This window comes from Mycobacterium sp. Dal123C01, from assembly GCF_052566995.1.
Map to the genome: position 1 here is coordinate 16,799 of NZ_CP199580.1, position 25,993 is coordinate 42,791.

Genomic DNA, 25,993 nt, shown 5'->3' on the forward strand with positions numbered 1-25,993 from the left:
CACAGCCGATTCGACTGAGCCCTAATCGCGACGGAACTCTCGAAGAATCGCCACGTCGTCGGCAATGAGTTGGTCGACTTGCTCGCGCAAGAATGATTTGGTCATGGGCTTGGCGTGAGAGTGGTCCGGCACATAAATATATTCGCCATCGTCGTTGACCCGCACCCACACGAGGGCGCGCTTTCCACGGTCGAGTCCCCACTTACGAGTTGGGCGCCAATGGCTTTGAATTGTTGAATACGCGGTCACGTCGCTCGCCGGGATCCTGACCTCGCTCGCCGATACCGAGCAGTGACGAACTAACAAGGCACCCTTATCGAACTCGGCTTGACCTCGCGGAATATATTCCGGTATCACGATTTCCGAGTGCATTCCTGGCTGAGTCAACGAAACCGCGTCGGAAACGGCTGCACCCAGATCATATGGCGAAACGGCATAGACATCGATGAGATCATCGTCTGGACGCTGCGCGGCGAAGAAGCCAAGATGCCCTGATCGATAGGCTATTACGCGCAGACTCGGCGTATCGGCAGGTATGTATTGGACATGGCACTCCACCCGGATATCCGCAGCGTCATAGGCGGCCACGCACTCGATGAAGGAACTCAGGTCCCCATGGTTAAACCGATCTGGCACCGTGCTGACATAGGCAGAAGCCTCGTCACTAGTGGCGAAGCGCGGTCCTTGGGTGAGCCTGAAAGGATATGGCAGGAAATCGCGGCCGTAAAACTGACTGATCGCGTTCAGGTCCACCAGATCGAGGGTCCCGACCTGACCAGCGAGCACCGCGCTCATGCGATCACCTGGATTAGGCCGTCCGCCGATACGCGGGGCGGACGCAGCACTTGTAGGACGATCGCGGTCGCGCTCAGCTCATATTCGGCAGCCAGCAACATGACGATGGAATCCGCCCTCAAACTGCCCGTTTGCGCCAGGTAGACCAGGCCGTCCGCATGAGTGCTCACACCGAGATACCCGTGATCGAGGTTGTGTTGATGAAGTTCTTTCGACCACGGCAGCCCAGTCAGGTTCGCCAGCGACCGGAAAGGCTGTCCGCTATCCGAGCCCTGCGGCACAAAATGGGTGACGTATTGCGCGCTTAGCTTTGCGTCGGCTAGGGCAGCGCGGATCGCGCAAATAAACATGCGAAGAGATTCGCGTATCGAGTCGAGAGAGCGGGCCGCCGTCGCGCGAGCGTAAGCACGCTGGAAGTCGTTGGCGTTGGTGTTCTCCCAGAACGTTTCGTGCACTTGCCAGTCGTCGGCCCGCCCCGGACAACTAGCGGTTCCACTACCCAACAGCTTGGCGAACCCCCCGTCGTACGAGATGACAGTCGCGTGCGCGACATCGGAAAACGGTTCGCCACCAACGGTTTTTGCGTTGGTAAAGCGGTCGCTCCAGGACCAGTTATCGGCGCCTGTACATATCGAATAGCCGGCCTTATCGAGTAGTCGTGCACCCAGCAGCCACGAGGTGAGGCCGCCGGCGCAATTTTGCTTCATTTCCAGTGCATTGCCATGGCATCCCACGATGCCGTTCTGGATGTGATGGTGCACCGGCCACCCCTGGCTGCCCTGGGGCCCGACCCCCGCGTGCACGAGCCACTGCATGTGATCGATGCGGGTGTCCGCGGCCGCGAGTGCCGCCTTCCCGGCTTGCACGGCCATCTGCGCGGGAGTGCTTCCTGGGTACTCACAAACAGCGCGCCATTGACAGTCGGGGGCTGCTTCACCGCCGTTGATGGGACGGGGGGCGGGCCGCAAGACGGCCACAGACCGAAGCGATGTCACCGGCCGACCTCTGTTCGCGGTTCGGCCCCGGCCCGGCGAGGGTTGCTCGCCACCGGCGGTATGGGCATCTGCGGTGCCGGTGGCGCCGGGAGCCGCTGCACAGGCTCGGCCTCTTCGGGGCCGTCATCGCCGATTACGGGGACGACGGCGTCGACCTCACCAAGGACGAGTTCACCATTCTTCTTGCCACGCAGTGCTTTACTCGCCTTGTGCTCTTTGCCACCTGGCCCGCGCTGCCCGCCGCCACCGCCACCTGGCGGCGATCCGCCAGCAGAACCGCCAGCACCCAGTGGAGTACCCGCACGCGCCAAGGCAGAGCCTGGGACATCGGTTCCCTTGGTCGCGGCGGCGACCGGCGCACCGGCGGGAGACAATGTTTCGCGTCCTTGAGACCCGATACCGGCTCCGGCGCCCCCTGCCCCGCGGCCAGCACCTGCTCCCGGTTTGGCGAGCGCGTCGAGGCCTTTGGGGGCTGTACCTGGCATGCCCGCCCCTGGCGTCGCACCTTTTTGCGCTGCGCCCAACGCCTGTTGGAGCGGTTCTTCGAGCCCTTGAGCGGCTTGCCCTAGCCCGCTCAAACCCGAGCCGTTGGAACCGGCGGAGCCGCTCGAGGGATTAGAGACGCCGCTCAAAGGGTTGCCCGGATCGCCGGAGCTGCTGAACGGATCGGTACCCCCGGCGCCATCGGGCGCTGGAGAACTACCTAAGCCCGCAACTGGATTGCCGGAACCATCGGATGCACCGCCCGGTCCACTGAAAGGGTCGGTGATTCCAGTGGTGTTCGGCAGCGGGAAATCACCGGAGCCCGGCGGTGGCGGTGCGCCGTTCAGGTCAGGCGGTGGCGGTGCGCCGTTCAGGTCAGGCGGTGGCGGTGCGCCGTTCAGGTCAGGCGGTGGCGGGTCAGCCGGTGGTGGCGAGGGGTCAGGCGGTGGCGGGTCGGGCGGTGGCGGATCGGGCGGTGGTGGTGAGGGGTCAGCTGGTGGTGGCGGCGGCGCGGGGTCGTTTGTCGAAGTAGAGAAGCCGGGATTATTGCTGGCGATACTCGAGATATTCGGCGCGTAGACGGTATTCATCACGTCTTGCGCGAATGAATCGTAGGCTTGATTGATTTCATCAACTTCGTTCGGCCATCGAGATATCGACTTGCTATAAGCGTCTTTATTATTATCTAAATACCATTTTGTCTGGAAAACGGTATGTGAAAGTGCATTGATCAACAGGGCCAATGCGTTGATGCCGGAAGAGAGGTTCGCTACATCCGGTAGAGCATTGGTGATATTGGTTACCGCGGCATCGTGTGTTTTTCCCACCCAGTCTTTCTTGGCCTCTTGCTGGGCAAGTTGTTCGCGGAACGTTTGTGACGCCTCAACAATGTTGCTGGCAACCTGCTGCAACGTGTTGCCGTTGCCGTTGTCCACGGTGGCCGATGCGTTATAGAAGGTCTCCCACATGTTTAGAAAGGAAACGCCCCCGAAGTCTTCAATAGCGACGCTGGCAGGATTCGTCGTGACTCCGGTGATACTCTGTATTTCATTTTGCGCGACGGTAAGCGCCGTGACATCACTATTCGAATACGCTTCCAACGCCCCCCAATTCGCTCCGGGAGTATTCTGGGCATCGACACCCGAATTGATGAGATCATCAATCTGCTCGGCTGTGAGGGCCGGAGAACTTTTATGATGGGACACGGCTACACCGACCCACTACTATCCGGACTGGATGAGGCGAGTGCAGGCCGCCTTCACCGTTGTCGAGAATTGATCGAGATAAGACAGATACTGGTTGATCGATTGTTGGATACCGTCGACACCGGAAATGTCGAGCTCTAGGTTCATTTTTGTCTGCCTCGCCGACGCCAGCGTGCCGGGGTTGCCCAGGGATCCGAGGCCGCTGAGCGTTTTGAGCTGCGCGTTTAGGGAATCGTGAAAGGTTTGAACGATCTTGAGATATGCGTCGCGGGTCTGGGTGGACAGCTTTACATCGGCCGGGCCACTGTCTTTGAGGTCCGTCAACTGGCTGCTCAATGAACTGATGTCCGACCCGCTCGTGCTTGATCCGCTGCCCGTCGATCCGCTGCCCGTCGATCCGCTGCCCGTCGATCCGCTGCCCGTCGATCCGCTGCCCGTCGATCCGCTGCCCGTCGATCCGCTGCCCGTCGATCCGCTGCCCGTCGATCCGCTGCTCGCCATTGGTCCTGCAATCCTTATCGTTTAGTGCGTGGTCGCCCGGACTCGTCGAATCAACAAGCCCGGGCTCCACAGCAATCGTCAGAATGCTGAAGCGTTCTGCTGATCTAATGCCTGCATCGCCGCCTGTTGGTCCTGGGCCTGCTTCTGTGTGGCGGACATGTTGTTCAGCAAGTCGTCCAGCATTGCGTCGAGATTCTGATGCGCTTGTTGCAGTGCAGTCGCGCCGGCACCCTCGTAAACCGTTCCCAGCACGTTGAAGAGGTTGGTGATATCCGACCGAACTTCCTGAACGCCGTTGACAAGACTGGTGACGTCGTCCAGCGACGAGTTGTTGGCGCTGAAATTGTAATGAATCTCGCTCATTTCCTTATACCCCTTTAGCCGTTGTCTGTGTTCGCCACAGAGCGAATATGAGTTTCAGCGGTTTGAACGATCTGGTTCAGGTTGCTGATTATTTGGTTGATGTCTTCGTTCTGCGTAGCCGACGTGTGGCCGTATGTGGTTGCGCTGCCGCCCTTCCAATTCGATCCCAGCATTAGCTGCTGGCTGTCTTCGATCTGGTTTAACTTCGCGATCGCCTGACCGCGGGCGTCTTCGAGTTGGGAAATTTTCGCCTCGGCTTCCGCCTGGGTTAGTGAGAGTGTCATTTCTGCTTGATCTTCCTTTCTGATTTTTGCGTTGATGCGATGCGGAAGGGCGCGGGTTGCGGTGTCATCGCGCATTCCCGTCCAGAATCGCCCAGCCCTCGTCCGTGAGGCCGACAAGTTGACCGATTGCCTGGACGAAGGCATGGTCGGAACCGGCTTTGAGGGTGGTCCATAATTCGCCCGTCGGCGAGGCGCTTGGGGCGCCAATGAGGCGACCGCGCTTGGTGTAGAACAGCGCGACTGCGGCCGGACCGCGTGAGATCCGGTCTTCACTATCGGCAAGCGCGAAATACACAACCTCGGCGAATGCTTGCCGCGATGCCAGGGCCGTACCGAGCAGTAACGCGGCGTGCTGGTCAGCACCCAGCGTCCGGATCCGGTCAGCCAGATCCACCGCATCGTGGGTGCCTGCCAGACACTCCGCCATCTCGTGCAACGGCGCCCCAACCGGCTCGATATCGCCCGGGCGGGCCCGCGGCAGCTCCGCGAGAAGTGCCGCCGCGGCATCAGGTAATTCGACACTGTGCCCAATGGTTCGCAACAGGATCTCATCGCCGATGCGACGGGCGAGCGCGCACAGCGTTGCGCGTCGCACTACGCTGACCCGAGCCGCGCCGTCCGGCGTCACGACCCGCATGGCCAGTTCACGGTCGGGCCGCTGCAGTGCTCGCAGCACAATCTCTAGTTCGGGGTGGACGATTCCGTCCACAATCAAGTTACGAGACACCAGCTCTCGCGCGGCTCGATCGAATGCCGCTTCACGCCGGGAAACGGTGCCGTGCCGGGGGCGCGACAGCACGACCGTGGGAAGATCATGAACACCGACGCGCGACGCCACCACTCGAAGCTGATCGTCGGTCAACGTCAGGCGAGGTGCCAGGGCCGCGGTCATAGCGTCAGCCCCTTGTCGACGCCGATCACCGGCGTCGTCACCCACCGATTCGAGACCTGCTCGAGCGTCGACTCGGGCGCATCGGCATACTGCGGCCCTTCCGGTTCGACGGGTCCCGCGAGTTCATCCAACAACGAGGAGTTCGGACCCCAGCTCACGCTGGACACCAGGAACGGGGCCTCACTCTGCTGTGCCGCCGGCAACCACGACGCGTCGGCCTCAGACAGCCCCGCACCCGGCTCGCCGCCACCGTCAAGTGTTGCAGCCAAAGGTGATTGGTGCTCACGAGTACCCGTACCGCGCCCCATCCCGGCCATCGGACCGTACCCGGTGCCCATCGGAGCAGAGCTCGACGCCGCGGCCCTCGACCCAATTTTGTGTGACTCCTTGGCCGCGCTGGTCGACCTGACCTCGGCTGCCCGAAACGGCGCCAGTGCAGGCGGCGCCAAACGCGTACCGCCACCGCCCTTGGCGCCGGCACCTATGCGTTCGTCGGCCGCCTTCGCGTCCTGCTCGGCCTTGAGCGCACCCCCACCGCACACCGCGGGCGGCAGTGGCTGCTCCCATGGCTCGGCAACCGGGCCGCATGCCTGCTCGTATTGGTACATCACCGCCGACGCGCTCGCCTGATGAGCCGCCACCGCCTGGTCGAACTCGGCGAACTGCCCGTTCAGTATCGCCCCGTTGTACGCGGCGAGCGACGCCATAACGTCATGGGTGGTTCGGGCCTCGATCGCTTCGGACACACTCGGCATCCCAAGAACCGCAACACTATAGGCAACGGCGGCCTGCTCGGCGCGTTCGCCGTTGCCCGCCGCGCTCAAACTGACGGACTGCAGCCAGCGGCCGAAGTCCTCGAGCTTGCGCGCCGCCACGTCCGCACCCCGACTGGCAAACGCGCCCTTGATCCTTGCGACAATCTTGTCGTATTCCTCTGAGATGGTCGCCCATTCGTCAGCGACACGCACCCAGGCCGCGCCGGCCTGGCCGACCGACATGGGCCCCGGTCCATCGGCGAGGTCACGGGCAAGCTGCTCAGTGCTGCGCGATTCCCATGCCACATTCGTGAAACCCATAGCCCTGACCTCCTTTCCCAAATGAACCGGCGTTGCTTACTCAGACAGTGAAATCCTGCTCGGCCGCAACGACGTTGTCGGTGTGCGCCCGCAAAGACGCTGCCATTCGCCGTATCTCGGTTTTCGCCTGATCCGCGGACTTACTGAACTCCGAGTGCACCTCGTTGAGCGTCGAGGCAGCTCGTCGTGAGACCTCGTCACGAGCCGCAGCCGTCACCGTGAGGTTCGGCGCCTCGGTCTGCATGAGTTTTTCCGCCCGGCTGGCCAAAGCGTCGAGTTGCTTGGTGGCATCGGCAACCTCCTGCGGCTGCATCCAGAAATCAGCTGTACTGTTCATTCCGAAACTCCTTTTCTAGATCCTCAATTCGATATCTGGGCTGGCGACCAAATCTGCGTGACCCAGTACCGCAGGAGCAACGCTGCCCAAATCACCGACGATCTCATCACCCTGGTCAGAGGTATGCAGGAAAGCTGCCGCACTGTGGCTGCGCCCAGCACGCGCCCTGGCCCCTGCCCCCATCGGCGCGCCCCCCATCACTGGGGCGCCGCTCATACCGGAATGCCCAACAGCATCACTGTTCGTCGGCGCAGGCGCAGCGTCAGTGACAGGGACCGCAGGAGCCGAAGCCACCCGCGATGGAAGTGTTTCAAGTGAAGGATCGCCCGGCGCAGCAACACCCCCGCCACCACCGGCCACGGCTTTATCGAGCCCCTGGGCAGCCGCACCACCACCGCCAGAAGCGCCCCCGGCTCCCGAACCACTCGCCGCGGCAGGCGCGCCTGGTCCACCCGCTTGAATCGCGCCCATGGCCCCCTGCATCGCCGGCATCGCGGCTTGCATCAACATCGGAGCGAAGCTCGAAACGGGCGTCGACGCTGCCGCCCCAGGAGCGCCGGCTAACGCCGCCGGAGCACTCGAGGCCGCGACCGGAGTCGCCGCAAGGCTGGTACCGAAATGCGTTGCGGAGGTGACCGCCGCAGGCCCCCCTGCAGCCAGAACAGAACCTGTTTGAGGCGCCGAAGTCACCGAGACCGGCGCACCAACCGCGGTGGTGTTAGCCGCTTCGGTCGCCAGCGTGCCCTGCAATTCAGTCATGACCGCGCTGGCCGACGTGACCGCCTGGTTGGCTGCCGCGATAGCTTGAGCCATACCCCACGGAAAGATGATGTTGGGACCTATCGCGGCGATCGTCGCAGAAAACTCGTTGAGAATCGCGACGAGCTGCGCCTGGGCCTGCTGCACGCTAGCGACTGCGGTGGACAAGCTATTTTGCAGGGCTGTTGCCTGATTAGCCACCTGGGTGCCATCGGCAAGCGCCGCACTGGTTTTCGCACCCGCCGCCGACGAAGCCACACCCTGCCACCCAGCATTCGCCCCGGCCATGGCCGGGGCCACCTGCTGGGCCGCAGAGTTCAAAGCCTGCGAGACCCCACCCAACATCTGCGTCGGATCCAGGCCGCTGAACAATCCAGGACCAAGCGTTCCCAGCGCCTCGGTCACGGGCTGGATCATCTGGGTCAACAAATTGGTCAACATGCCCGTCATCGGGCCGTTCGCTGCACCCGGAGACGCGGCGTGCGGATCCGCCGGGTCCGGTGCTGCCGCCGCTTGCGGAAGCCGCGGCACACCCAGACGCGCCAAGATGCTTTGCACCGGCTGATTCAGGTAGTCGCCGAGGTTCGATTCACCCGCGTTGATGGCCGGTCCGGGATCGGCCCCGGCCAACGCCTGCGCCACGTAACGGCCTTGCACCGCCGATGTCACGGGTGCCGCCGGCGAAACCGGCGTCGCTTGTGGCGCCACTGCCATAACCATGGCAAGCCAACGTCACGACTCGTCGGCGGCGGCGAAGGACATGCTCGCAGCCTGGGTAGCCAGACCGATGCCCTCGTGGACACGCCCCACCATCACAGTGGCCGCCAAGTTATTGGCCTGCGCCGGCCCATAAGCCGCCAGATAGCCGGCACCAATGGGACCCAGCGCAACGGCGGCCGCGTCCAGCATCGCCGCCGAATCCGCGGAACCCGCAGTCGAAATCGCCTCCGCAGCAGCCGCGTTGGCGGCCGCGAAAACCTCTAACGCTTCAGGAACGACTGATAAAACCATTACGCACCCTTCCCTGCCTGAGCAGCGCCCAAAACATCCCGTCACCCTGAAGCGTCATCGCCAGGCGTACGAGATCGCCGTAACCGCTGATATCCCCAATGGTGGCGGCGACCAGTAGACCGCGCTACGACGCCTTACCTATCAGCCGTGAGCCACAGCCTTACACCCGACTCCGCCGCACTGCGACCAGCGAAAACCGTAGTGCGACAGGCCCGCCCTCCATCACTACCACGCACCGAAGCGGCCAAGAAACGAACAGACACGGACAAATTGCGGGCCAGTCCAGCAGCAGCAGCAGTCGTGGCCGCGCCAGGGCCGGATACCGTGCCAGACCGCGATAGCGGAGATGACGAGGCCGATCGTGGGGTCGATCCACCATCCCTAGGAACAAAGTCCCATCACCGCAACGTCGCTCAAACTCCGGCGGCCTGCGCACCACACCAGTAGTTCTGCGTGCCTTCACCCTCGGTGGCGCCGGAATGCAGCCGCTGGCCAAGCGTGTGGTTGGCCCTGCCGGGAATCGGCATCAGCACCAAGCCGAAGGCCGTCAACCCAATGCCGATCCTCGGGGCCCGGTGTGATGTCCCTCGGTCGGGCCGCGGATCGATTTGGCGTCGATGCAGGGGGCGGCCAACCAGAACGACAGCGCCACGCCGCGTTCGGCGCGCTGCTCGGCGGTCGTGGACAAGATCCGCACACCGCTGAAGCGCCACACCAAGATCGCGCTGGCCGATGCCTCAGCCGCACCGCCAAGCGCCCATCCGGTCAGGGGCAATGAGGCCAGCGAGCGCTCTGATGCCACCCCGAGTCCCCTGCGAGTGACGCGGCACCCAAGGTCATCGTCTGTATCCGGCGATGGTCGTGGCGCGATAGACACGGCGCCAGGACGTCGAACCGGCGCGGGACCCTATCGTTACTCTGTCTAACCATGGCACGCAGCGACAACGACACCTGGGACCTGGCGACCAGTGTGGGAGCCACCGCCACCTTGGTGGCCGCGGGACGCGCCCGGGCCACCAAGGACGCGCTGATCGACGATCGGTTTGCCGAGCCGCTGGTGCGCGCCGTGGGCGTCGACTTCTTCACCCGGTGGGCCAATGGCGACATCGCCGCCGTGGAGGTCGACGAGCCCGGCGCCGCGTGGGGGATGCAGCGGATGACGGAGCTGCTGGCGGCGCGGACTCGCTACATCGACGCGTTCTTTGCCGAGGCCGGGTCCGCGGGCGTCCGCCAGGTCGTCATCCTGGCCTCCGGCCTGGACGCGCGCGGCTATCGACTCCCGTGGGCGCCGGGTACGACGGTGTTCGAGGTCGATCAGCCGGAAGTCATCGAGTTCAAGGTTGCCACGATCGAAGCGCTGGGCGCCGAGCCCACCGCCGAGGTCCGGGCCGTCCCGATCGACCTGCGCCACGATTGGCCGTCGGCGCTGACGCAGGCCGGGTTCGATACCGGGCGACCCGCCGCGTGGGCCGCCGAGGGCCTGCTCGGCTTCCTGCCGCCAGACGCCCAGGATCGCTTACTGGACAACATCACGACACTGTCCGCCGAGGGCAGTCAGCTGGTAGCCGAAGTGTTTCTGAATACCGGCGTCAACCAAAGCGCACTGGACGGCGCCAGCGGTAGGTGGCAGGAGAACGGACTCGACGTCGCCCTCGACAATCTGGGCTTTCCCGGCGAGCGCAACGATGCCGCCACGTATCTGCAGGACCGAGGCTGGCAGCCGGTCTGCACCCCGCTGAATCAGCTGTTGGCGGACAACGGATTACCGCTACAGCCCGACGGCGACGACGCGCCGTTCGCCAAGAACTATTACTGCACCGCAGTTTTGCACAAGGCAGGTTAAAAGGAAGGCTCCACGATGCCGAACAGCCAGCCGGCCAAACCACTTGACGGCTACCGGGTACTCGATTTCACGCAGAACATCGCCGGGCCGCTGGCTGGACAGATCATGGCCGACCTCGGTGCCGAGGTCATCAAGGTCGAGGCACCCGGCGGCGAGGCCGCCCGGCACATCGTCGCGGTCCTGCCCGGCCGGCCACCGCTGCCCACGCTGTTTCTCCCCCACAACCGGGGCAAGAAGTCGGTGGCAGTGGACCTGACTGACGATCAGGCCAAGCAGCAGATACTGCGGCTGGTCGACACCGCAGACGTCGTGCTGGAGGGGTTTCGCCCCGGTGTGATGGAACGTATGGGGTTGGGCCCCAACGACTTACGCTCCCGCAACCCGAAGCTGATCTACGCGCGTCTCTCCGCGTATGGCGGCAACGGTCCGCACGGCAGTAGGCCGGGCGTCGACCTGATGGTCGCCGCCGAATCGGGCATGACCACCGGAATGCCCACGCCGAGCGGCAAACCACAGATCATTCCGTTCCAGCTCGTCGACGCCGCCAGCGGTCACGTGCTGGCCCAGGCGGTGCTGGCCGCACTGCTCAACCGCGAGCGCCACGGCGTGGCCGACGAGGTCCGGGTCGCGATGTACGACGTCGCGGTGGGGCTGCAGGCCAGCCAACTCACGATCCACCTGAACAAGCCCAGCGAGGCACCCCAGCCCAAGCCGGATGCGGCACCGACCACCAAGAAACGCAAGGGCGTTGGCTTTGCCACCCAACCGTCGGATGCGTTCAAGGCCGCGGACGGGTACCTGGTGATCAGCGCATATGTGCCCAAGCACTGGGCGAAGCTGTGCCAGATCATCGGCCGGCCCGATCTGCTGGATGACGAGCGGTTCATCGACCAGCGTTCCCGTGCGGTGAACTACCACGAGTTGACCGAGGAACTCGAATCGGCGCTGGCCGCCAAAACGGCGGCCGAATGGGTTGAGTTGCTGCAAGAAGGCGGCTTGATGGCCTGCCTCGCCTACACCTGGAAACAAGTGGTCGCAACCCCGCTGTTCGCCGAAAACGACCTCGCTCTCAGCGTCGGTACCGGCGACGATGCGATCACCGTGATCCGCACTCCGGCGCGCTACTCCAGCTTCGATGCGGCCGCGACCGATCCCCCACCCGCTCCCGGCCAGCACAACGACACGTTTCTGGCCGAGTCCTGATTTCCCGCATGGCCTGTCTTTGAATTGCCCATGAAACGATTTGTTGTCAATGTGGCGATACCTGGCTTTCTTTGAGTTGTCGATGAATCCGTAGGCGTTCATCGAGCTAACCGGGCAACCGGAGAAGGCTTCTTCACACGAACTAGCCGCAGGCGGCGCAATGTCTTGTCGTCCGCTGATTTGAGTTGTCTTGGTTCCCGGGCCCCGTACGCTCGCATTGACACACGACGTTCGACCGGTCATAAAGAGTCCGTCAGCCCGAGGAGTCGACTTATGAACGCGCCTATCAGCAATCTCGTGAAAACGGCCAAATCCGGGCCGTTTCTACAGAATCTGCGCCACGACCTTCCCGCGTCGCTTGTCGTCTTCCTTGTGGCCCTGCCGCTTTCGCTGGGCATCGCGATCGCCTCCGGGGCCCCCCTGGCCGCCGGCTTGATCGCCGCGGTAGTGGGCGGAATCGTCGCCGGATCCCTTGGCGGGTCGTCGGTTCAGGTCAGTGGCCCGGCCGCGGGTCTTACCGTCGTGGTCGCCGGGCTGATCGATGATCTTGGTTTCCCGATGTTGTGCCTGATGACCATCGGCGCGGGGGCACTGCAGATCGCGTTCGGCCTGAGCCGGATGGCTCGCGCCGCACTGGCTATCGCGCCAGTGGTGGTGCACGCGATGCTGGCGGGCATCGGCATCACGATCATGTTGCAACAGGTTCACGTGCTGATGGGTGGATCCTCACACAGCTCGGCATGGCAGAACCTGGTGGCGCTGCCGAACGGCATCCTTCATCACGAGCTGGATGAAGTGATCACCGGCGGAACGGTCATCGCCATCTTGTTGGTGTGGTCAAGGCTGCCCGCCAAGGTGCGGATGATCCCTGCCCCGCTGGTGGCCATCGTGGCGGCCACCGCGCTGGCGATGGCAGCGGGACTGGATGCCGATCGAATCTCTTTGTCGGGCAACTTCTTCGACGCCATCAACTTGCCCAATATCTCGGGAGCGACCCCGAAGGGCAAGGCGTGGATTGACGAAACCGAGGATATAATCGTCGGTGTCCTCACGATCGCCCTGATCGCCAGCGTCGAATCGCTTTTGTGCGCAGTCGGTGTCGACAAGCTACACGACGGCCCGCGCACGAACTTCGACAGAGAGATCATCGGGCAGGGCACCGCGAACGTGATGTCCGGCTTGCTCGGCGGGCTGCCGATCACCGGTGTCATCGTGCGTAGCTCGGCCAACGTGGCCGCCGGCGCCCGCACCCGAATGTCAGCGGTGCTGCACGGCGTATGGATCCTGTTGTTTGCCTCGATGTTCACCGAACTGGTGGAACTCGTCCCGAAGGCAGCGCTGGCCGGACTGCTGATCGTTATCGGTACCCGGCTGGTCACGCTGGCACACATCACACTGGCTTGGCGGACAGGAAATTTCGCAATCTACGCCGTCACCATTTTGTCCGTGGTGTTCCTCAACCTGCTGGAAGGTGTGGCCATTGGACTCGCGGTCGCTATCGGCTTGCTGCTGGTCAGGGTCACCCGCGCGCCCGTTTCGGTGCGACCGGTTGGCGGCGAGCAGTCCAAGCAGTGGCGGATCGATATCGACGGCACGTTGAGCTTCTTGCTGCTGCCGCGCCTGACCAAGGCGCTCGCGTCGGTGCCGCAAGGGTCCGAGGTCACCCTGAACGTGAACGCGGACTACATCGACGACTCGGTCTCAGAGGTGATCTCGGATTGGCAACGGGCCCACGAGGCGCGGGGCGGAGTGGTGGCAATCGTCGAGGCGTCGTCCACGAAGCTGCACAACGCGAATGCCAGTCCACCCAAGCGTCACTTCCCTTCCGATCCGCTAGGGCTGGTGCCGTGGCGGTCTGCGCGCAGCAATCACCAAAACAACGGCGATGCTTCCATTCTCGACCGCATCGACGAGTACCACCGCAACGGCGCTTCCGTTTTGCAGCAGCACATTGCCGGGCTCGGCGGTTCGCACGATCCGGATGCGCTGTTCCTCACCTGTGCCGACGCACGGATACTGCCCAACGTCATCACCGCCAGCGGCCCCGGTGATCTGTACACCGTCCGCAACTTCGGCAACCTGGTACCGACCAACGCGGGCGACCGATCAGTCGACGCCGCACTCGAATTTGCCGCCAACCAGCTGGGCGTGAGTTCGGTTGTCATCTGCGGGCATTCGTCGTGCGCCGCCATGAAGGTGCTCCTCGAGGACGGCACCGATCAAGCGACGACGCCCATGGATCAGTGGCTCGAATATGCGCGCGAGAGTCTGGACGCATACCAAGATCACCATCCGGCACGCCGGAGCGCCGAATCGATCGGCTACTCGCAGATCGACCAGCTGAGCATCGTGAACATCGCTATTCAGCTGGAAAGGCTGAAACACCACCCGATTCTGGCCACCGCGGCCGGATCCGGCGACTTGACGGTTGTCGGCGTGTTCTTCGACATCGAGACCGCCCGCGTGTACGAGGTCACCCCGCGCGGCATCGTGTGCCCCGACCAACCGGTCAGGCCACCAGCTTGACCGTCCTGTCGTTGCCGCGGTCGGCGACGTAGACAGTCCCCGCGTTATCCACCGCAACGCCTAACGGAGTATTGAGGCCGGTCAACGGCAGCACCGTCGGGGTGTTCGACCCGGCGGCCAGTTTCAGCACCTGGTTGGCATCGTGTTCGGTGACCAACACGTCGCCGGCGTTGTCCACCGCGATACCCCACGGCACGGGGACACTGCCGAACGGGAGCACGGTCTGGGCGCTCGACCCCGCCGCCAACATCAACACCCGATTGTTGTCGGTGTCGGTGACGTAGACGTTGCCGGCGGGATCCACCGCCACGCCATCCGGATTCTTCAAACCATTGAACGGCAGCACGGTCTGGGCATTCGATCCCGCTGCCAACTTCAGCACTCTGTTGTTACCCCGGTCGGCGACGTACACGCTGCCCTGGCCATCCACCGCAACACCTTCGGGGAAGTTGAGGCCGGTGAACGGCAGCACGGTCTGGGTGTTCGATCCTGCCGCCAGCTTCACCACCCGGTTGTTGAAATCGGCGACGTACACGGTTCCGGCACCATCCACCGTCAGCCCCTGCGGCTGGTACAGCCCACTGAACGGCAGCACGGTCGGATTGCTCGAGCCGGGCGCCAATTCCACCACGCGGCCGTACATGCCTTCACTGGTCACGTACACGTCGCCGGCCTTGTCCAGCGCCACCCCGCCCGGAGAGAGCCGGAAGTCAATCCCGTTGAACGGCAGCTCGATTTGTCCCGACGCCGGCTGTTTGGACGCCGCCGACGGGCGCGTTCCCAGGTATCCGCCTGCGCCGATGGCCGCGACGAGCAGCACGACCGCGGCGCCGACGAGGACCCACTTTCTGCGCTTGCGCTCGCTGATCGAGTCACGTTGCGGGGCAAGCGGTTGCGGCCTCGAGGTCACCGAACTACCTGGCGGCCCGGGTTGATGCCAGCCGCCGTCGCGTGCATCCCAGGACACCGGCCGGGCCATCGTGTCACCACCCGCTTGCTGGCCTTGCCGCAGGATCGTGGCCTCTTGGTACTGCTCGGGTGAGGTGAGCGCGTCGTGGGCGGCCGCGGCCAGATCCCCGGCGGTGAAATACCGGTCCGCCGGGCTCTTGGCCATGCCCCTGCCGATCACCTGATCCAAAGCGGGCGGCACCCGGCCGGGCCGTAGCTCGCTGGGCCGCGGAGTCGGCTCGAGCAGATGTGCGGCGATCAACCGTTCGATGCTGTCGGCCCGATAGGGAGGTGCCCCCGTCAAACATTCACCCAATACGCAAGCCAGCGCATAGATATCGGAGCGGTAGGTGACTTCGTCACCGGTGAACCGCTCCGGGGCCATGTAGTTGTAGGTGCCCAAGGCGATTCCGACCTGGGTCAACCCGGGATCGGTTGCCGCGCGGGCGATACCGAAATCCACCAAGTAGGCGAAGTCGTCGTTGGTGACGAGGATGTTCTCCGGTTTGACGTCGCGATGAGTGACGCCGCTGGCATGCGCGGCGTCCAGGGCGGCCGCGATTTGGTGCACGATGGCAACGGTGCGGACCGGCGTCAGCGGGCCGAAGTTCATCAACATGCTGCGCAACGAAGTGCCTTCGATCATCCGCATCTCGACGTAGAACTGACCGTCGATGTCGCCGTAGTCGTGGATCGGCACGATGTGCGGTTCGGTCAGCCGCCCCGCGGTGTCAGCCTCGCGTTGCATTCTCGCGCGAAACGTTGCGTCCGTGGAGAATTCCCGCGAGATCAGCTTCAACGCGACGACCCGGTGCTTGCGGGTGTCCTCGGCCTGATACACCTCGCCCATGCCGCCGCGACCCAGCAGCCGCTTCAGCTGATAATGGCCAAATCGAGTCCCCGCTCGCGAAACAGTATCGTTCACCGGCCACGCTCCTTCTCAAGAATTCAGCGGACTACGAAAGCGCATTGACGGCCGTCGCTATTTTCGATTGCAAGGAACTCGGCAGCGGGATCGATCCGTACTGGTCCAAACCGACCTGGCCGGGACCAATTGCGGCCTGCATGAACGCTTTAACCGCCACGCCGGTCGCCGAATCCGGATACTTCGAGCAGACGACCTCGTAGGTCGGCTCCACGATCGGGTAGGCACCGGGCTGCGTCGGCTTGTAGAACGACGAGGTGTCCACCACCAGGTCGTTACCCTGCCCCTTGAAGGTGACCCCGGCGAGTGTCTTGCTGACCGAGTCGGTGGTGATCGACACCGCGTCGGGACCGGCCGAGGTGATGATCTGGGCGATGCTCAACTGCTTGCCCACCGCGAACGACCACTCGTTGTAGGTGATCGCTCCGTCGGTGCTCTGCACTTGCGCCGACGTACCGTCGTCGCCGGCGCTACCGTCACCGACACCGCCGAGGAACGTCTGGCCGGCTGCTTTGCCCCAGGCGCCGTTGGACGCGGCAACCAGGTATTGCTGGAAGTTGGATGTGTCGCCGGACTGGTCGCTGCGGAAGAACACGTGTATGGGCGCCGACGGCAGGTTGATACCCGGGTTGAGCGACCTGATCGCCGGATCGTCCCACCGGTTGATGCCGCCGTTGAAGATCCTTGCCAGCGTCGCAGCGTCGAGTTTCAGCGAGTTCACGCCGCTGACGTTGTAGGTGATCGCGATGGGTGCGAACACCGTCGGCAGGTCCCACGCCGGCGAACCGCAGCGCTGCACGGCACGATCGACCTGACCCTTCGACGGATTCAAGGGGTCACCCGAACCCGCCAGATCGGACACGTTGTTCAGGAAGTCCGTCACCCCGGCGCCGGATCCGTTCGCGTTGTAGTCCAGCGTGGATCCCGGGCAGGCGTGAACGTAGGCGAAGACGAACTGTTCCATCGCGTTTTCCTGCGCTGCGGCGCCGCTGCCCTTGAGTTGCCTCTTGCCGCCGCACTGCACCGTCGCGGGTGCGGGGCTCGATCCCGACGACGAGGCGTGCGTGCTGCTGCCGCAGGCCGACAGGGCCAGCGCGCAGGCGCCCAACAGACTCAGCGTGACACCGGCTCGGTTGCGAGTCACCGGAACTCCTCCGAAATGTCAGGGTGGCGGACACACTCACTCCGCCACCGGAGCCCCCTGGAACACGTTTCCGTCGTAGGAGATAGAGACGTGAACCTGTGCATATCGAAACCCCGAAAGATGGGAGCAGGCTGAGCGGCGCCTCTGAAGAAATCCAGAATCCTGCGCCCGTCTTCGAACCTGGGCGCACGATGAGCGCGGGCTTTGAAGATATGCAGAGGATCGCCGCGCATAGTCATCAATGCCGTCGAGCGACGTAGCTTGATGGGGTGTTGATTAGTCCCGAACGGCTCAGCGGCGAGACCGGCTTGCAGGTACCGACTTTCGCGATGCGCGCGGTGAACCTCACCCTCAGCTTCGGCGCCAAGGCAGTGCTCGACGAGGTGAGCCTGGACTTTCCCGCGCACGCTGTCACGTCCTTGCTCGGACCGACCGGCTCCGGCAAGACGACCTTTCTGCGCACCCTGAATCGCATGAATGACCGAGTCTCTGGCTACCGGCACAGCGGCGACGTGTTACTGGGCGGCCGGAGCATTTTCAAAACCCAAGACCTGATGGATTTTCGACGCCGGGTCGGCATGCTGTTCCAGCGTCCCAACCCTTTCCCGATGTCGATTATCGACAACGTGATAGCCGGCGTCCGCGCTCATAAGATGGTGCCGCGCAAGGACTTCAAGGTCGTCGCCGAGGCTCGGCTGGCCGAAGTGGGCCTGTGGGACGCGGTCAAGGATCGGCTGCGCGATTCGCCGTTTCGGCTCTCCGGTGGTCAGCAGCAGTTGTTGTGTCTGGCCCGCGCGCTCGCGGTGAACCCCGAAGTGCTGCTGCTCGACGAACCCACCTCCTCGCTCGACCCCACCACGACCGAGAAGATCGAAGACCTGATTCGATCGCTGACCAACCGGCTCACCGTGATCGTGGTGACGCACGATCTCGCCCAGGCAGCGCGGATAGGCGATCGCACCGCGTTGTTCTTCGACGGCAGGCTCGTCGAGGAGGGGCCCACCGCGCAGTTGTTCTTGTCGCCGAAGCATGCACAAACAGTCCGGTACATCTCGGGCTTCACAGCAACACAACCGCGTGGGGGCGCAGACGGGGGACGAGAAAGGTGAAGTCCCATGAAGATTCGATTGCGTACCCTATTGGTCGCTGTGCCGGTGCTGCTGGCCGCAACGGCCTGCGGTTCGAGCTCGACGGGCGGTTCGGCGAGTACCGGATCCACGACAGGTAACCCTTCGGCGTCGCCGGCGACATCGAAGGTGGCATTGTCGGAGACCGGCGCCACCGAGCTGTACCCATTGATGAATCTGTGGGCTCCGGCCTACAACGCGAAATATCCCAACGTCTCGATCACCACCGGCAGCACCGGATCCGGTGCCGGGATCTCCCAAGCCGCCGCCGGGGCGGTCAACATCGGCGCCTCCGGCGCCTACCTGTCCCCCGGCGACCTGTCCGCGCACCAAGGGCTGATGAACGTCGCGCTGGCGGTTTCCGCCGAGCAGGTGAACTACAACCTGCCCGGGGTCACCGAGCACCTCAAGCTGAATGGCAAGGTGCTGGCGGCGATGTATCAGGGCACGATCAAAACCTGGAACGACCCGCAGATCGCCGCGCTGAACCCCGGAGTGAATTTGCCTGCCACGCCGGTGGTTCCGCTACACCGCTCCGACGGGTCCGGCGACACCTTCGTGTTCACCCAGTATCTGTCGAAGCAAGACCCCGATGGCTGGGGTAAGTCGCCCGGCTTCAACACCACCATCGCCTTCCCCGCGGTGCCCGGTGCCCTGGGCGAGAACGGCGCGGGCGGCATGGTGACCGGCTGCGCTCAAACACCCGGCTGCGTGGCCTATATCGGCACCAGCTACCTCGACCAAGCCAACCAGAAGGGGCTAGGCGAGGCCGAATTAGCCAATGCTTCAGGCAGTTACCTGCTGCCCAACGCCCAAAGCGTCGCGGCCGAGGCCGCCGGCTTCGCCGTGCAGACCCCGGCGAACCAGGTGGTTTCGCTGATCAACGGTCCCGCGCCGGACGGGTACCCGATCGTCAATTATGAGTACGCGGTCGTCTATAGCAACCAGAAGGATCCCGCCGTCGCGCAGACAATGCAGGCCTTCCTGCACTGGGCGGTGACCGACGGCAACAGCCCGACCTACCTGGACCAGTTCCATTTCCAGCCGCTGCCGGCTTCGGTGGCGAAGCTATCCGATGCCCAGATCGCCAAGATCTCCGGCTAAGTAGCTTCGGTGACGCTTCTTTTGCCGTCCGGGCTCTCTAACCCCGAGCGCGCGCCGAGCCGCGGCGTGCGCCGTGAGGGCCTGGTGATCCGGTGGGCCGGTGCGGCGGCCGCGGTAATCCCGCTGCTCGCGCTGCTGTTCGTGCTGGCGACGCTGGTTATCGAGGCGATGGGCGCGATCCGGGTCAATGGGCTGCACTTTTTCACCGGCACCGCATGGAACTCGGGCAACACCTACGGTGACACCGTTGTCACCCACGGCGTCGCACATCCAGTCGGCGTCGATTACGGGGCGTTGCCGTTGATCGTCGGCACCCTGGCGAGCTCGGCGATCGCCCTGATCTTCGCGGTGCCGGTGTCCCTCGGCGCGGCGTTCGCGATCGCACAACGGTTGCCGAAGCGCCTCGCTTCTGCCGTCGGCATGGTGCTCGAATTGCTCGCCGGCATTCCCAGCGTCGTCGTCGGCCTCTGGGGCGCAATGACATTCGGACCGTTTATCGCCCATCGAGTCGCTCCGGTGATCGCCCGAAACGCCCCGGATGTACCGGTGCTGAACTATTTTCGCGGTAACACCGGCAACGGAGAGGGCATGTTGGTGTCCGGCCTGGTGCTGGCGGTGATGATCGTCCCCATCATCGCCAGCACCTGCCGCGACCTGATCCAGCAAGTACCGGTGTTGCCCCGCGAGGGTGCGACCGCGCTGGGGATGTCCGACTGGGAGTGCGCGCGCAAGATCACCCTGCCGTGGGTGTTCAGCGGCATCGTCGGCGCCGTGGTGCTGGGACTCGGACGCGCGCTGGGCGAGACGATGGCCGTCGCCATGGTGTCGGGGGCGGAATTGGGCGCGATGCCGACCAATATCTACTCGACGATGACCACCATCGCCGCGACCGTTGTGTCACAACTCGATTCGGCGCTAACCGACTCCACCAACTTCGCGGTGAAGACTTTGGCGGAAGTAAGCCTGGTGCTGATGCTGATCACCTTGCTGACCAATATGGCCGCCCGCGCTCTGGTGCGCCGCGCCTCGGGTACCGCGCTCCCCGTCGGGCGAGGGGTGTGAGATGGGATCGGTCGCGGTTCGACGCAAGACCGCCAACGTCGTGTTCTGGGCGTGCTGCTTCGGTTGCCTTTCCGCGGTGATCGTCCCCACATTGTGGATGCTGATCGGCGTCGTCAGCCGAGCCTTGCCGGTTTTCCACTTCAGCGTGCTGGTGCAGGACACCCAGGGCAATGGCGGCGGCCTGCGCAACGCGATCGTCGGGACCGTCGTCCTCGGCCTCGGAGTCATGCTGGTGGGCGGCACCGTGAGTGTGTTAGCGGGAATCTACCTCTCCGAATTCGCCACGGGCAGAAGACGATCCATTCTGCGGGGTGCCTATGAGGTGCTTTCCGGGATCCCCGCCATCGTGCTCGGCTACGTCGGCTATCTCGCGCTGGTGGTGAACTTCGACTGGGGGTTTTCCCTGGCGGCCGGGGTGTTGGTGCTCTCGGTGATGAGCATTCCCTACATCACCAAGGCCACCGAGTCGGCTCTCGGTCAGGTGCCGACGTCATACCGGGAAGGCGCACAGGCACTTGGTCTTCCGATCAATTGGACCCTGCGCAAGATCGTGCTGAAGCCCGCAATTCCCGGGATCGTCACCGGCACGCTGGTGGCCCTGGCGCTCGCGATCAGCGAGACGGCGCCGATGCTTTACACGGCGGGCTGGTCGGCATCGCTACCGACTGGACAACTTACCCACTCGCCGGTCGGTTACCTGACCTATCCGATCTGGACGTTCTACAACCTGCCGTCCAAAACGGCCCAGGACCTGTCCTACGATGCGGCCTTCTTGCTGATCGTGTTCCTGTTGCTGTTGATCGGCGTCGGGCGGCTGGTCACGCTATTCGCCCAACGGCATTCGGAGTCCTAGATTTCCGGCACGCCCGGAAGACGCACGACCTGGAGGAAGAATTCGTCGATCTGCCTCACCGCGCTGATGAATTGGTCGAGGTCGACCGGCTTGGTGACATAGGCATTGGCGTGCAACTTGTAGCTGCGCAGGATGTCTTCCTCAGCCGAGGAGGTGGTGAGCACCACGACCGGGATGCGGGCGAGGTCGGCGTCGGACTTCACCTTTTCCAGCAGCTGGCGCCCATCGTATTTCGGCAGGTTCAAATCCAGCAGGATGAGGTCGGGCCGCGGCACGTCCTTGAACTCGCCGCGCCGATAGAGGAAGTTCAGCCCTTCTTCCCCGTCGTGTGCGACGTGCAGCTTATTTTTGAACTTGTTGTGCTTCAATGCTTCCCGTGTGATGAGTTCGTCTCCTGCATCGTCCTCGACGAGCAGGATCTCGATTGCTCTACCGGCTGGCGTCATTGCTGGGCTCCTTGCAAGGTGGTTGAGCGTTCTACGTTCACGGGTACGGGGAGGGTCAACTCGAACCGGGTTCCCTCGGTGTAAGTCGTGTCGATCCGAACGGCGCCGCCGTGATACTCGACGATTTTTTTCACGAGTGCCAGTCCGACACCGGTTCCGGGGTACACGTCGCGACCGTGCAGACGCTGGAAGATGACGAAGACCTTGTCGGTGAACTCTTCGGCGATGCCGATGCCGTTGTCCGATACGGTCAGCAAGCATTCGCGATCATTGGGGTGTGGTTCGACGTCGATGACGATCCGGGGTGCGCGATCGACGTGGCGGAACTTCATCGCATTGGCAATCAGGTTCTGCCACAACATCGTCAGCAGCGTGGGATCCCCGATGACCCGCGGCAGCGGCTGCTTCGGACGTACGATCACGGCATTCGAATCCTCGATCGCGGCGGCCAGGTTGGCCAGGGCGGCATCCAGGGTCGTATCCAGGTCGAGCTCGGTGTGCTTGATCCCCGCCCGGCCGACCCGGGAGAAGGTCAACAGATCGTTGATCAGCACCTGCATGCGCTTGGCGCCGTCGACGGCGAACCCAATGTATTCGATACCGTGCTCGTCGAGCTGGTCGCCGTAGCGCTTCTCGAGCAACTGGCAGAACGAGGCAACCTTGCGCAGCGGCTCCTGCAGATCGTGTGAGGCAACATAGGCGAACTGCTCGAGTTCGGCGTTGGAACGCTTTAATTCGACTGCCTGTTCGTCCAATCGCGCCTCGGCCGCCCGCGAATTGTCGAGCGCCGAAACGATGCGCTGCCGCATGTTCTCGACGTCGATCGCCATGTCCCGAATGTCTTTCGGCCGCCGCGGGGGCGAGATCGATTCGGTGAAGCTGCCTTCGGTGATCCGCCGGCAGGACGCGGCCAGCGCCGCGAGCGGAATGGTGATGGCGGCCCGGGTCAGCAGCCCCAACGTGATGGCCAGGCCGAAGAACACCAACACGACCGCGCCCAGCACCCGGTCCCGCCAGGCGGTCATGTCTTTCAATTCGTCAGTACCATGCGCCGACGCCGCGGCGAGATCCACATTTTGGGTATCGAAAAGCTCACGCAAACGGTCGAATTCGGCTTTACCGCGGTCGGCGACCCTACTGTTCACGATGTCGGGGGCGTTGGGAGCCACGGTCGCGATCAATGGCTCAGCAGAGCTGGCCCGCCAGTTGGCGGCGGCCCTCTCGATCGCGTCCAGATCGTTGATCAGGTCCACGCGCTGACCGACCAACCGCCGGATGTCCTCGGCCGCTGCGTGTTCGGCGTGCTGTCCGTCGTAGTACGGCGTGAGGAACTGCCGATCGGCGGCGATCGCGTAACCACGCACCCCGGTCTCCTGGTCGCGCAACGCCGCTTGCAGCTGGAAGGCGGCGACCCGCGCCGGCTGAATTTGGTCGCTGAGGTCGCGCGACACCGCGTCGGTGCGGTTCAGCAGCAGCGCGCCGGCCACCGCGCTGGCGAGCACCAGCACACCCATGCTGAGCAACACGAGGAACAGCCAGCCCCGGACCGTGAGTGGAGCTCGCGGGTGAGATGCGGTGCTCATGTCGCCGTCCGTTCCACCCGCAGAACGGCGATATCGTCGGTGAGCCCGCCGCGCGGCTGCGCGAGTTCCCCGGCGCCGTCAATCAGCGCGTCCACGAACGCCGGACCCGGCAATCCCGAGTGCGAACGGGCCAGTGCAAGCAGACCGTCCTCCCCGAGACGTTCGTTGCCTGTTCCGCAATATCCCTCGAAGAGGCCGTCGGTAAGCAGCAGCAGTCCCTGCCCCACCGGCAATTCCAGCTCCTGCTGCGGCCAGTCGTCGCCGTTCAGGCCCAGCGCCGGGCCGGCCGCCGGCTCGATCCATTCCACCGTGCCGCCGGCTTGTCGCAGCATCCCCGGATGACCGGCCCGGATCGCGGTGACGCGCGGACTGTCGGGCGAAATCTCAAGACTGAGCACCGTCGCGAAGATACCGGTGCCGGTCCGTTCGGCGTGCAGTATCCGCTCGAGCTGGCGCATCAATTCGGCACCGAGCACGCCGGCGAATGTCAGCGCCCGCCAAGCGATCCGCAACGCCGCGCCTAACGCCGCCTCGTCGGGCCCGTGCCCGGCGACGTCGCCGATCAGGACATGGACGACCCGGTCCGCCGTCTGCACGACGTCGTAGAAGTCGCCGCACAGCAGCGCGTCCTCGCGACTCGGCCGGTACCGGGCGACTATCTCGATACCGGGGTTGTCCAGCAACAACGGGGAGGGCAGCAGGCCGCGTTCCAGCAGCGCGTTCTCGCGGGCCCGAAGCTGACTCGCGTGCAGATCGGCGGCGATGATCTCGACCCGCTTGCGCTCGATCGCGTAAAGCAGGGCGCGGCGCAGCATTTCGGGTTCGACGCGTCCCTTGACCAGATAATCCTGCGCCCCGGCCGCGACCGCGGAAGCCCCGAAGTACTCGTCGTTCAAACCGGTCAGCACCACGATCGGAACCGTCGCGTCGCGTTTCGAAATGCGGTCCAACGCGTCCATGCCGTTGGCGTCCGGCAGGTGCAAATCCAGCAGTACGCAGTCGGGCCGCGCTAACGCCAGCTCCCGCTCGGCGTGTGCCATCGACTGTGCCCAAACCACCCGGATGTCGTCGCTCGCGTCGGCAATCAGGTCTTCGACGATCACGGCGTCGCCCCGGTCGTCTTCGACCAATAGCAACGATAATGTTTGAGAGTTGGCGGCCGGGGTGACTGGGTTACCCACAGGCACCGGGGTGATTGGGCTACGCACGCTCGCACCCCTCACCGCAGTTGTGCCCTCGCCCATTTTGTACTACGCATGGCCGCTACCTTTTCGAACGGCCAACGATGCGCGAGCTGGTTGTAGCGCTCGATCTTATTAGGCGGCCTGAGTTTCTGGCCATCGGGTCCCGAAAAACATTCAGCGCAGCAACGCCCGCGACATCACCACGCGCTGAATCTGATTGGTGCCCTCGTAGATCTGGGTGATCTTGGCGTCGCGCATCATCCGTTCGACCGGGAAATCGATGGTGTAGCCGGCCCCGCCGAACAGCTGCACGGCGTCGGTGGTGACCTCCATCGCGACATCGGAGGCGAAACATTTCGACGCCGCCGAGATGAAGCCCAGATTCGACTCACCGCGTTCGGCCCGGGCGGCCGCGCTGTAGACCATCAGCCGCGCGGCCTCGGTTTTCATCGCCATATCGGCCAACATGAACTGCACACCCTGGAAGCTACTGATCGACTCGCCGAACTGCTTGCGGTCCTTGGTGTACGCGATGGCAGCGTCGACCGCGCCCTGGGCGATGCCCACGGCCTGCGCGCCGATGGTGGGACGGGTGTGGTCCAGGGTGGCCAGCGCCGTCTTGAAGCCGGTACCGGGCTCGCCGATGATCCGGTCGCCCGGGATGCGGCAGTTCTCGAAGTACAGCTCGGTGGTCGGTGAGCCCTTGATGCCGAGCTTGCGTTCTTTCGGGCCGACGGTGAATCCCTCGTCGTCCTTGTGCACGATGAACGACGAGATGCCGTTGGCGCCCTTGTCGGGATCGGTCACGGCCATCACGGTGTACCAAGTCGACTTGCCGCCGTTGGTGATCCAGGCCTTGGCGCCGTTGAGGATCCAGTCGTCCCCGTCGGCCTTGGCGCGGGTGCGCATCGCTGCCGCGTCACTGCCGGCCTCGCGCTCGCTCAATGCATAGGACGCCATCGCGGTGCCATCGGCGATCGAGGGCAGAACCTGCTTCTTCAGTTCGTCGGAGCCACGCAGGATCAGGCCCATGGTGCCCAGCTTGTTCACCGCCGGAATCAGCGAAGCCGAAGTGTCGACCCGGGCGACCTCCTCGATGACAATGCAGGCCGCGACCGAGTCGGCGCCCTGGCCGCCGTACTCGTCGGGCACGTGCACCGCATTGAAACCCGAGGCGTTCAGCGCGTCCAGCGCCTCCTGCGGGAAGCGGGAATTCTCGTCCACATCGGCGGCGTGCGGAGCGATTTCCTTCTCCGCCAGCGCCCGAATCGCCGCCCGCAACTCCTGGTGTTCCTCGGGAAGTTGGAACAGATCGAAGTCGGGGGTTCCGGCCCATCCAGCCAT

Annotated in this window: 27 protein-coding genes; 8 read left to right on the forward strand and 19 right to left on the reverse strand. The window is 64.0% G+C overall.

Features of this window, described 5'->3' with window-relative positions; translation table 11 throughout:
* Window positions 1-21 precede the first annotated feature (21 nt).
* The 4 genes from ACTXG5_RS00020 to ACTXG5_RS00035 form a co-directional block, all read right to left on the reverse strand.
* Window positions 22-795, reverse strand: coding sequence for an ESX secretion-associated protein EspG (locus ACTXG5_RS00020; protein ID WP_445161757.1), 774 nt, complete (start codon window positions 793-795; stop codon window positions 22-24).
* Complete coding sequence (locus ACTXG5_RS00025; protein ID WP_445161758.1) at window positions 792-1,667, reverse strand: hypothetical protein; 876 nt, start codon at window positions 1,665-1,667, stop codon at window positions 792-794. Before ACTXG5_RS00025 ends, ACTXG5_RS00020 begins: the two co-directional genes overlap by 4 nt.
* A gap of 119 nt (window positions 1,668-1,786) precedes the next feature.
* Complete coding sequence (locus ACTXG5_RS00030) at window positions 1,787-3,478, reverse strand: hypothetical protein (RefSeq protein ID WP_445161759.1); 1,692 nt, start codon at window positions 3,476-3,478, stop codon at window positions 1,787-1,789.
* An 18-nt stretch (window positions 3,479-3,496) separates the two neighbouring features.
* Entirely contained in the window at window positions 3,497-3,814 is a 318-nt protein-coding gene (locus ACTXG5_RS00035) for a hypothetical protein (protein WP_445161760.1), read from the reverse strand.
* Window positions 3,815-3,821: 7 nt separating this feature from the next.
* On the opposite strand from ACTXG5_RS00035, the gene ACTXG5_RS00040 reads away from it, so the two are divergent.
* Complete coding sequence (locus ACTXG5_RS00040; RefSeq protein ID WP_445161761.1) at window positions 3,822-4,004, forward strand: hypothetical protein; 183 nt, start codon at window positions 3,822-3,824, stop codon at window positions 4,002-4,004.
* Window positions 4,005-4,057: 53 nt separating this feature from the next.
* Here the strand turns inward: ACTXG5_RS00040 and ACTXG5_RS00045 are convergent, their stop codons facing one another.
* The 9 genes from ACTXG5_RS00045 to ACTXG5_RS00085 all read right to left on the reverse strand — a co-directional run bounded on the left by ACTXG5_RS00045 (window position 4,058) and on the right by ACTXG5_RS00085 (window position 9,503).
* Complete coding sequence (locus tag ACTXG5_RS00045) at window positions 4,058-4,342, reverse strand: hypothetical protein (RefSeq protein ID WP_445161762.1); 285 nt, start codon at window positions 4,340-4,342, stop codon at window positions 4,058-4,060.
* Window positions 4,343-4,356: 14 nt separating this feature from the next.
* Window positions 4,357-4,701, reverse strand: a complete 345-nt coding sequence (locus ACTXG5_RS00050) for a hypothetical protein (RefSeq protein ID WP_445161763.1) — start codon at window positions 4,699-4,701, stop codon at window positions 4,357-4,359.
* A complete protein-coding gene (locus ACTXG5_RS00055) occupies window positions 4,691-5,518 on the reverse strand; it encodes an ESX secretion-associated protein EspG (protein ID WP_445161764.1) in 828 nt (275 codons plus the stop codon). Before ACTXG5_RS00055 ends, ACTXG5_RS00050 begins: the two co-directional genes overlap by 11 nt.
* Window positions 5,515-6,594, reverse strand: a complete 1,080-nt coding sequence (locus ACTXG5_RS00060) for a PPE domain-containing protein (protein ID WP_445161765.1) — start codon at window positions 6,592-6,594, stop codon at window positions 5,515-5,517. The genes ACTXG5_RS00055 and ACTXG5_RS00060 overlap by 4 nt, the downstream gene beginning before the upstream one ends.
* Before the next feature lie 40 nt (window positions 6,595-6,634).
* Window positions 6,635-6,931 (reverse strand): PE family protein, encoded by a 297-nt coding sequence (locus ACTXG5_RS00065; RefSeq protein WP_445161766.1) that lies wholly within the window; start codon window positions 6,929-6,931, stop codon window positions 6,635-6,637.
* 15 nt (window positions 6,932-6,946) lie between these two features.
* Complete coding sequence (locus ACTXG5_RS00070) at window positions 6,947-8,398, reverse strand: hypothetical protein (RefSeq protein ID WP_445161767.1); 1,452 nt, start codon at window positions 8,396-8,398, stop codon at window positions 6,947-6,949.
* A 24-nt stretch (window positions 8,399-8,422) separates the two neighbouring features.
* Window positions 8,423-8,701 carry a hypothetical protein gene (locus ACTXG5_RS00075; protein WP_445161768.1) on the reverse strand — a complete coding sequence of 93 codons (279 nt, stop codon included), beginning with the start codon at window positions 8,699-8,701 and terminating at the stop codon, window positions 8,423-8,425.
* Between the two features lie 413 nt (window positions 8,702-9,114).
* A complete protein-coding gene (locus ACTXG5_RS00080) occupies window positions 9,115-9,252 on the reverse strand; it encodes a hypothetical protein (RefSeq protein WP_445161769.1) in 138 nt (45 codons plus the stop codon).
* On the reverse strand, window positions 9,249-9,503 hold the full coding sequence (locus ACTXG5_RS00085) for a hypothetical protein (RefSeq protein WP_445161770.1): 255 nt from the start codon (window positions 9,501-9,503) through the stop codon (window positions 9,249-9,251). The genes ACTXG5_RS00080 and ACTXG5_RS00085 overlap by 4 nt, the downstream gene beginning before the upstream one ends.
* Before the next feature lie 126 nt (window positions 9,504-9,629).
* On the opposite strand from ACTXG5_RS00085, the gene ACTXG5_RS00090 reads away from it, so the two are divergent.
* From ACTXG5_RS00090 to ACTXG5_RS00100, 3 genes are all read left to right on the forward strand, one after another.
* Window positions 9,630-10,544 carry a class I SAM-dependent methyltransferase gene (locus ACTXG5_RS00090; RefSeq protein ID WP_445161771.1) on the forward strand — a complete coding sequence of 305 codons (915 nt, stop codon included), beginning with the start codon at window positions 9,630-9,632 and terminating at the stop codon, window positions 10,542-10,544.
* A 15-nt stretch (window positions 10,545-10,559) separates the two neighbouring features.
* Window positions 10,560-11,747, forward strand: a complete 1,188-nt coding sequence (locus ACTXG5_RS00095; protein WP_445161772.1) for a CoA transferase — start codon at window positions 10,560-10,562, stop codon at window positions 11,745-11,747.
* Between the two features lie 273 nt (window positions 11,748-12,020).
* A complete protein-coding gene (locus tag ACTXG5_RS00100; RefSeq protein WP_445161773.1) occupies window positions 12,021-14,273 on the forward strand; it encodes a SulP family inorganic anion transporter in 2,253 nt (750 codons plus the stop codon).
* Here ACTXG5_RS00100 and ACTXG5_RS00105 read toward each other — a convergent pair.
* Complete coding sequence (locus tag ACTXG5_RS00105) at window positions 14,257-16,146, reverse strand: serine/threonine-protein kinase PknD (protein ID WP_445161774.1); 1,890 nt, start codon at window positions 16,144-16,146, stop codon at window positions 14,257-14,259. The genes ACTXG5_RS00100 and ACTXG5_RS00105 overlap by 17 nt on opposite strands.
* A gap of 31 nt (window positions 16,147-16,177) precedes the next feature.
* Complete coding sequence (gene pstS, locus ACTXG5_RS00110; RefSeq protein WP_445161775.1) at window positions 16,178-17,290, reverse strand: phosphate ABC transporter substrate-binding protein PstS; 1,113 nt, start codon at window positions 17,288-17,290, stop codon at window positions 16,178-16,180.
* A gap of 275 nt (window positions 17,291-17,565) precedes the next feature.
* Between pstS (ACTXG5_RS00110) and ACTXG5_RS00115 the strand changes: the two genes are divergently transcribed.
* From ACTXG5_RS00115 to ACTXG5_RS00130, 4 genes are all read left to right on the forward strand, one after another.
* Window positions 17,566-18,399: an ATP-binding cassette domain-containing protein gene (locus ACTXG5_RS00115; RefSeq protein ID WP_445164621.1), complete on the forward strand. Its 834-nt coding sequence runs from the start codon at window positions 17,566-17,568 to the stop codon at window positions 18,397-18,399.
* A 6-nt stretch (window positions 18,400-18,405) separates the two neighbouring features.
* Window positions 18,406-19,521 (forward strand): phosphate ABC transporter substrate-binding protein PstS, encoded by a 1,116-nt coding sequence (gene pstS / locus ACTXG5_RS00120; protein ID WP_445161776.1) that lies wholly within the window; start codon window positions 18,406-18,408, stop codon window positions 19,519-19,521.
* 66 nt (window positions 19,522-19,587) lie between these two features.
* A complete protein-coding gene (gene pstC, locus ACTXG5_RS00125) occupies window positions 19,588-20,583 on the forward strand; it encodes a phosphate ABC transporter permease subunit PstC (RefSeq protein ID WP_445164622.1) in 996 nt (331 codons plus the stop codon).
* 1 nt (window position 20,584) lies between these two features.
* The gene (locus tag ACTXG5_RS00130) at window positions 20,585-21,436 is read left to right on the forward strand and encodes a PstA family ABC transporter permease (protein ID WP_445161777.1); all 852 of its coding nucleotides are present in this window, start codon (window positions 20,585-20,587) and stop codon (window positions 21,434-21,436) included.
* On the opposite strand, the gene ACTXG5_RS00135 is transcribed toward ACTXG5_RS00130, so the two are convergent.
* From ACTXG5_RS00135 to ACTXG5_RS00150, 4 genes are all read right to left on the reverse strand, one after another.
* Window positions 21,433-21,882, reverse strand: a complete 450-nt coding sequence (locus ACTXG5_RS00135) for a response regulator (protein WP_445161778.1) — start codon at window positions 21,880-21,882, stop codon at window positions 21,433-21,435. The two genes, ACTXG5_RS00130 and ACTXG5_RS00135, sit on opposite strands and share 4 nt — an antisense overlap.
* Window positions 21,879-23,465 (reverse strand): sensor histidine kinase, encoded by a 1,587-nt coding sequence (locus ACTXG5_RS00140; RefSeq protein WP_445161779.1) that lies wholly within the window; start codon window positions 23,463-23,465, stop codon window positions 21,879-21,881. The genes ACTXG5_RS00135 and ACTXG5_RS00140 overlap by 4 nt, the downstream gene beginning before the upstream one ends.
* Window positions 23,462-24,709 carry a PP2C family protein-serine/threonine phosphatase gene (locus tag ACTXG5_RS00145; RefSeq protein ID WP_445161780.1) on the reverse strand — a complete coding sequence of 416 codons (1,248 nt, stop codon included), beginning with the start codon at window positions 24,707-24,709 and terminating at the stop codon, window positions 23,462-23,464. Before ACTXG5_RS00145 ends, ACTXG5_RS00140 begins: the two co-directional genes overlap by 4 nt.
* 114 nt (window positions 24,710-24,823) lie before the next feature.
* Window positions 24,824-25,993: an acyl-CoA dehydrogenase gene (locus ACTXG5_RS00150; protein ID WP_445161781.1), complete on the reverse strand. Its 1,170-nt coding sequence runs from the start codon at window positions 25,991-25,993 to the stop codon at window positions 24,824-24,826.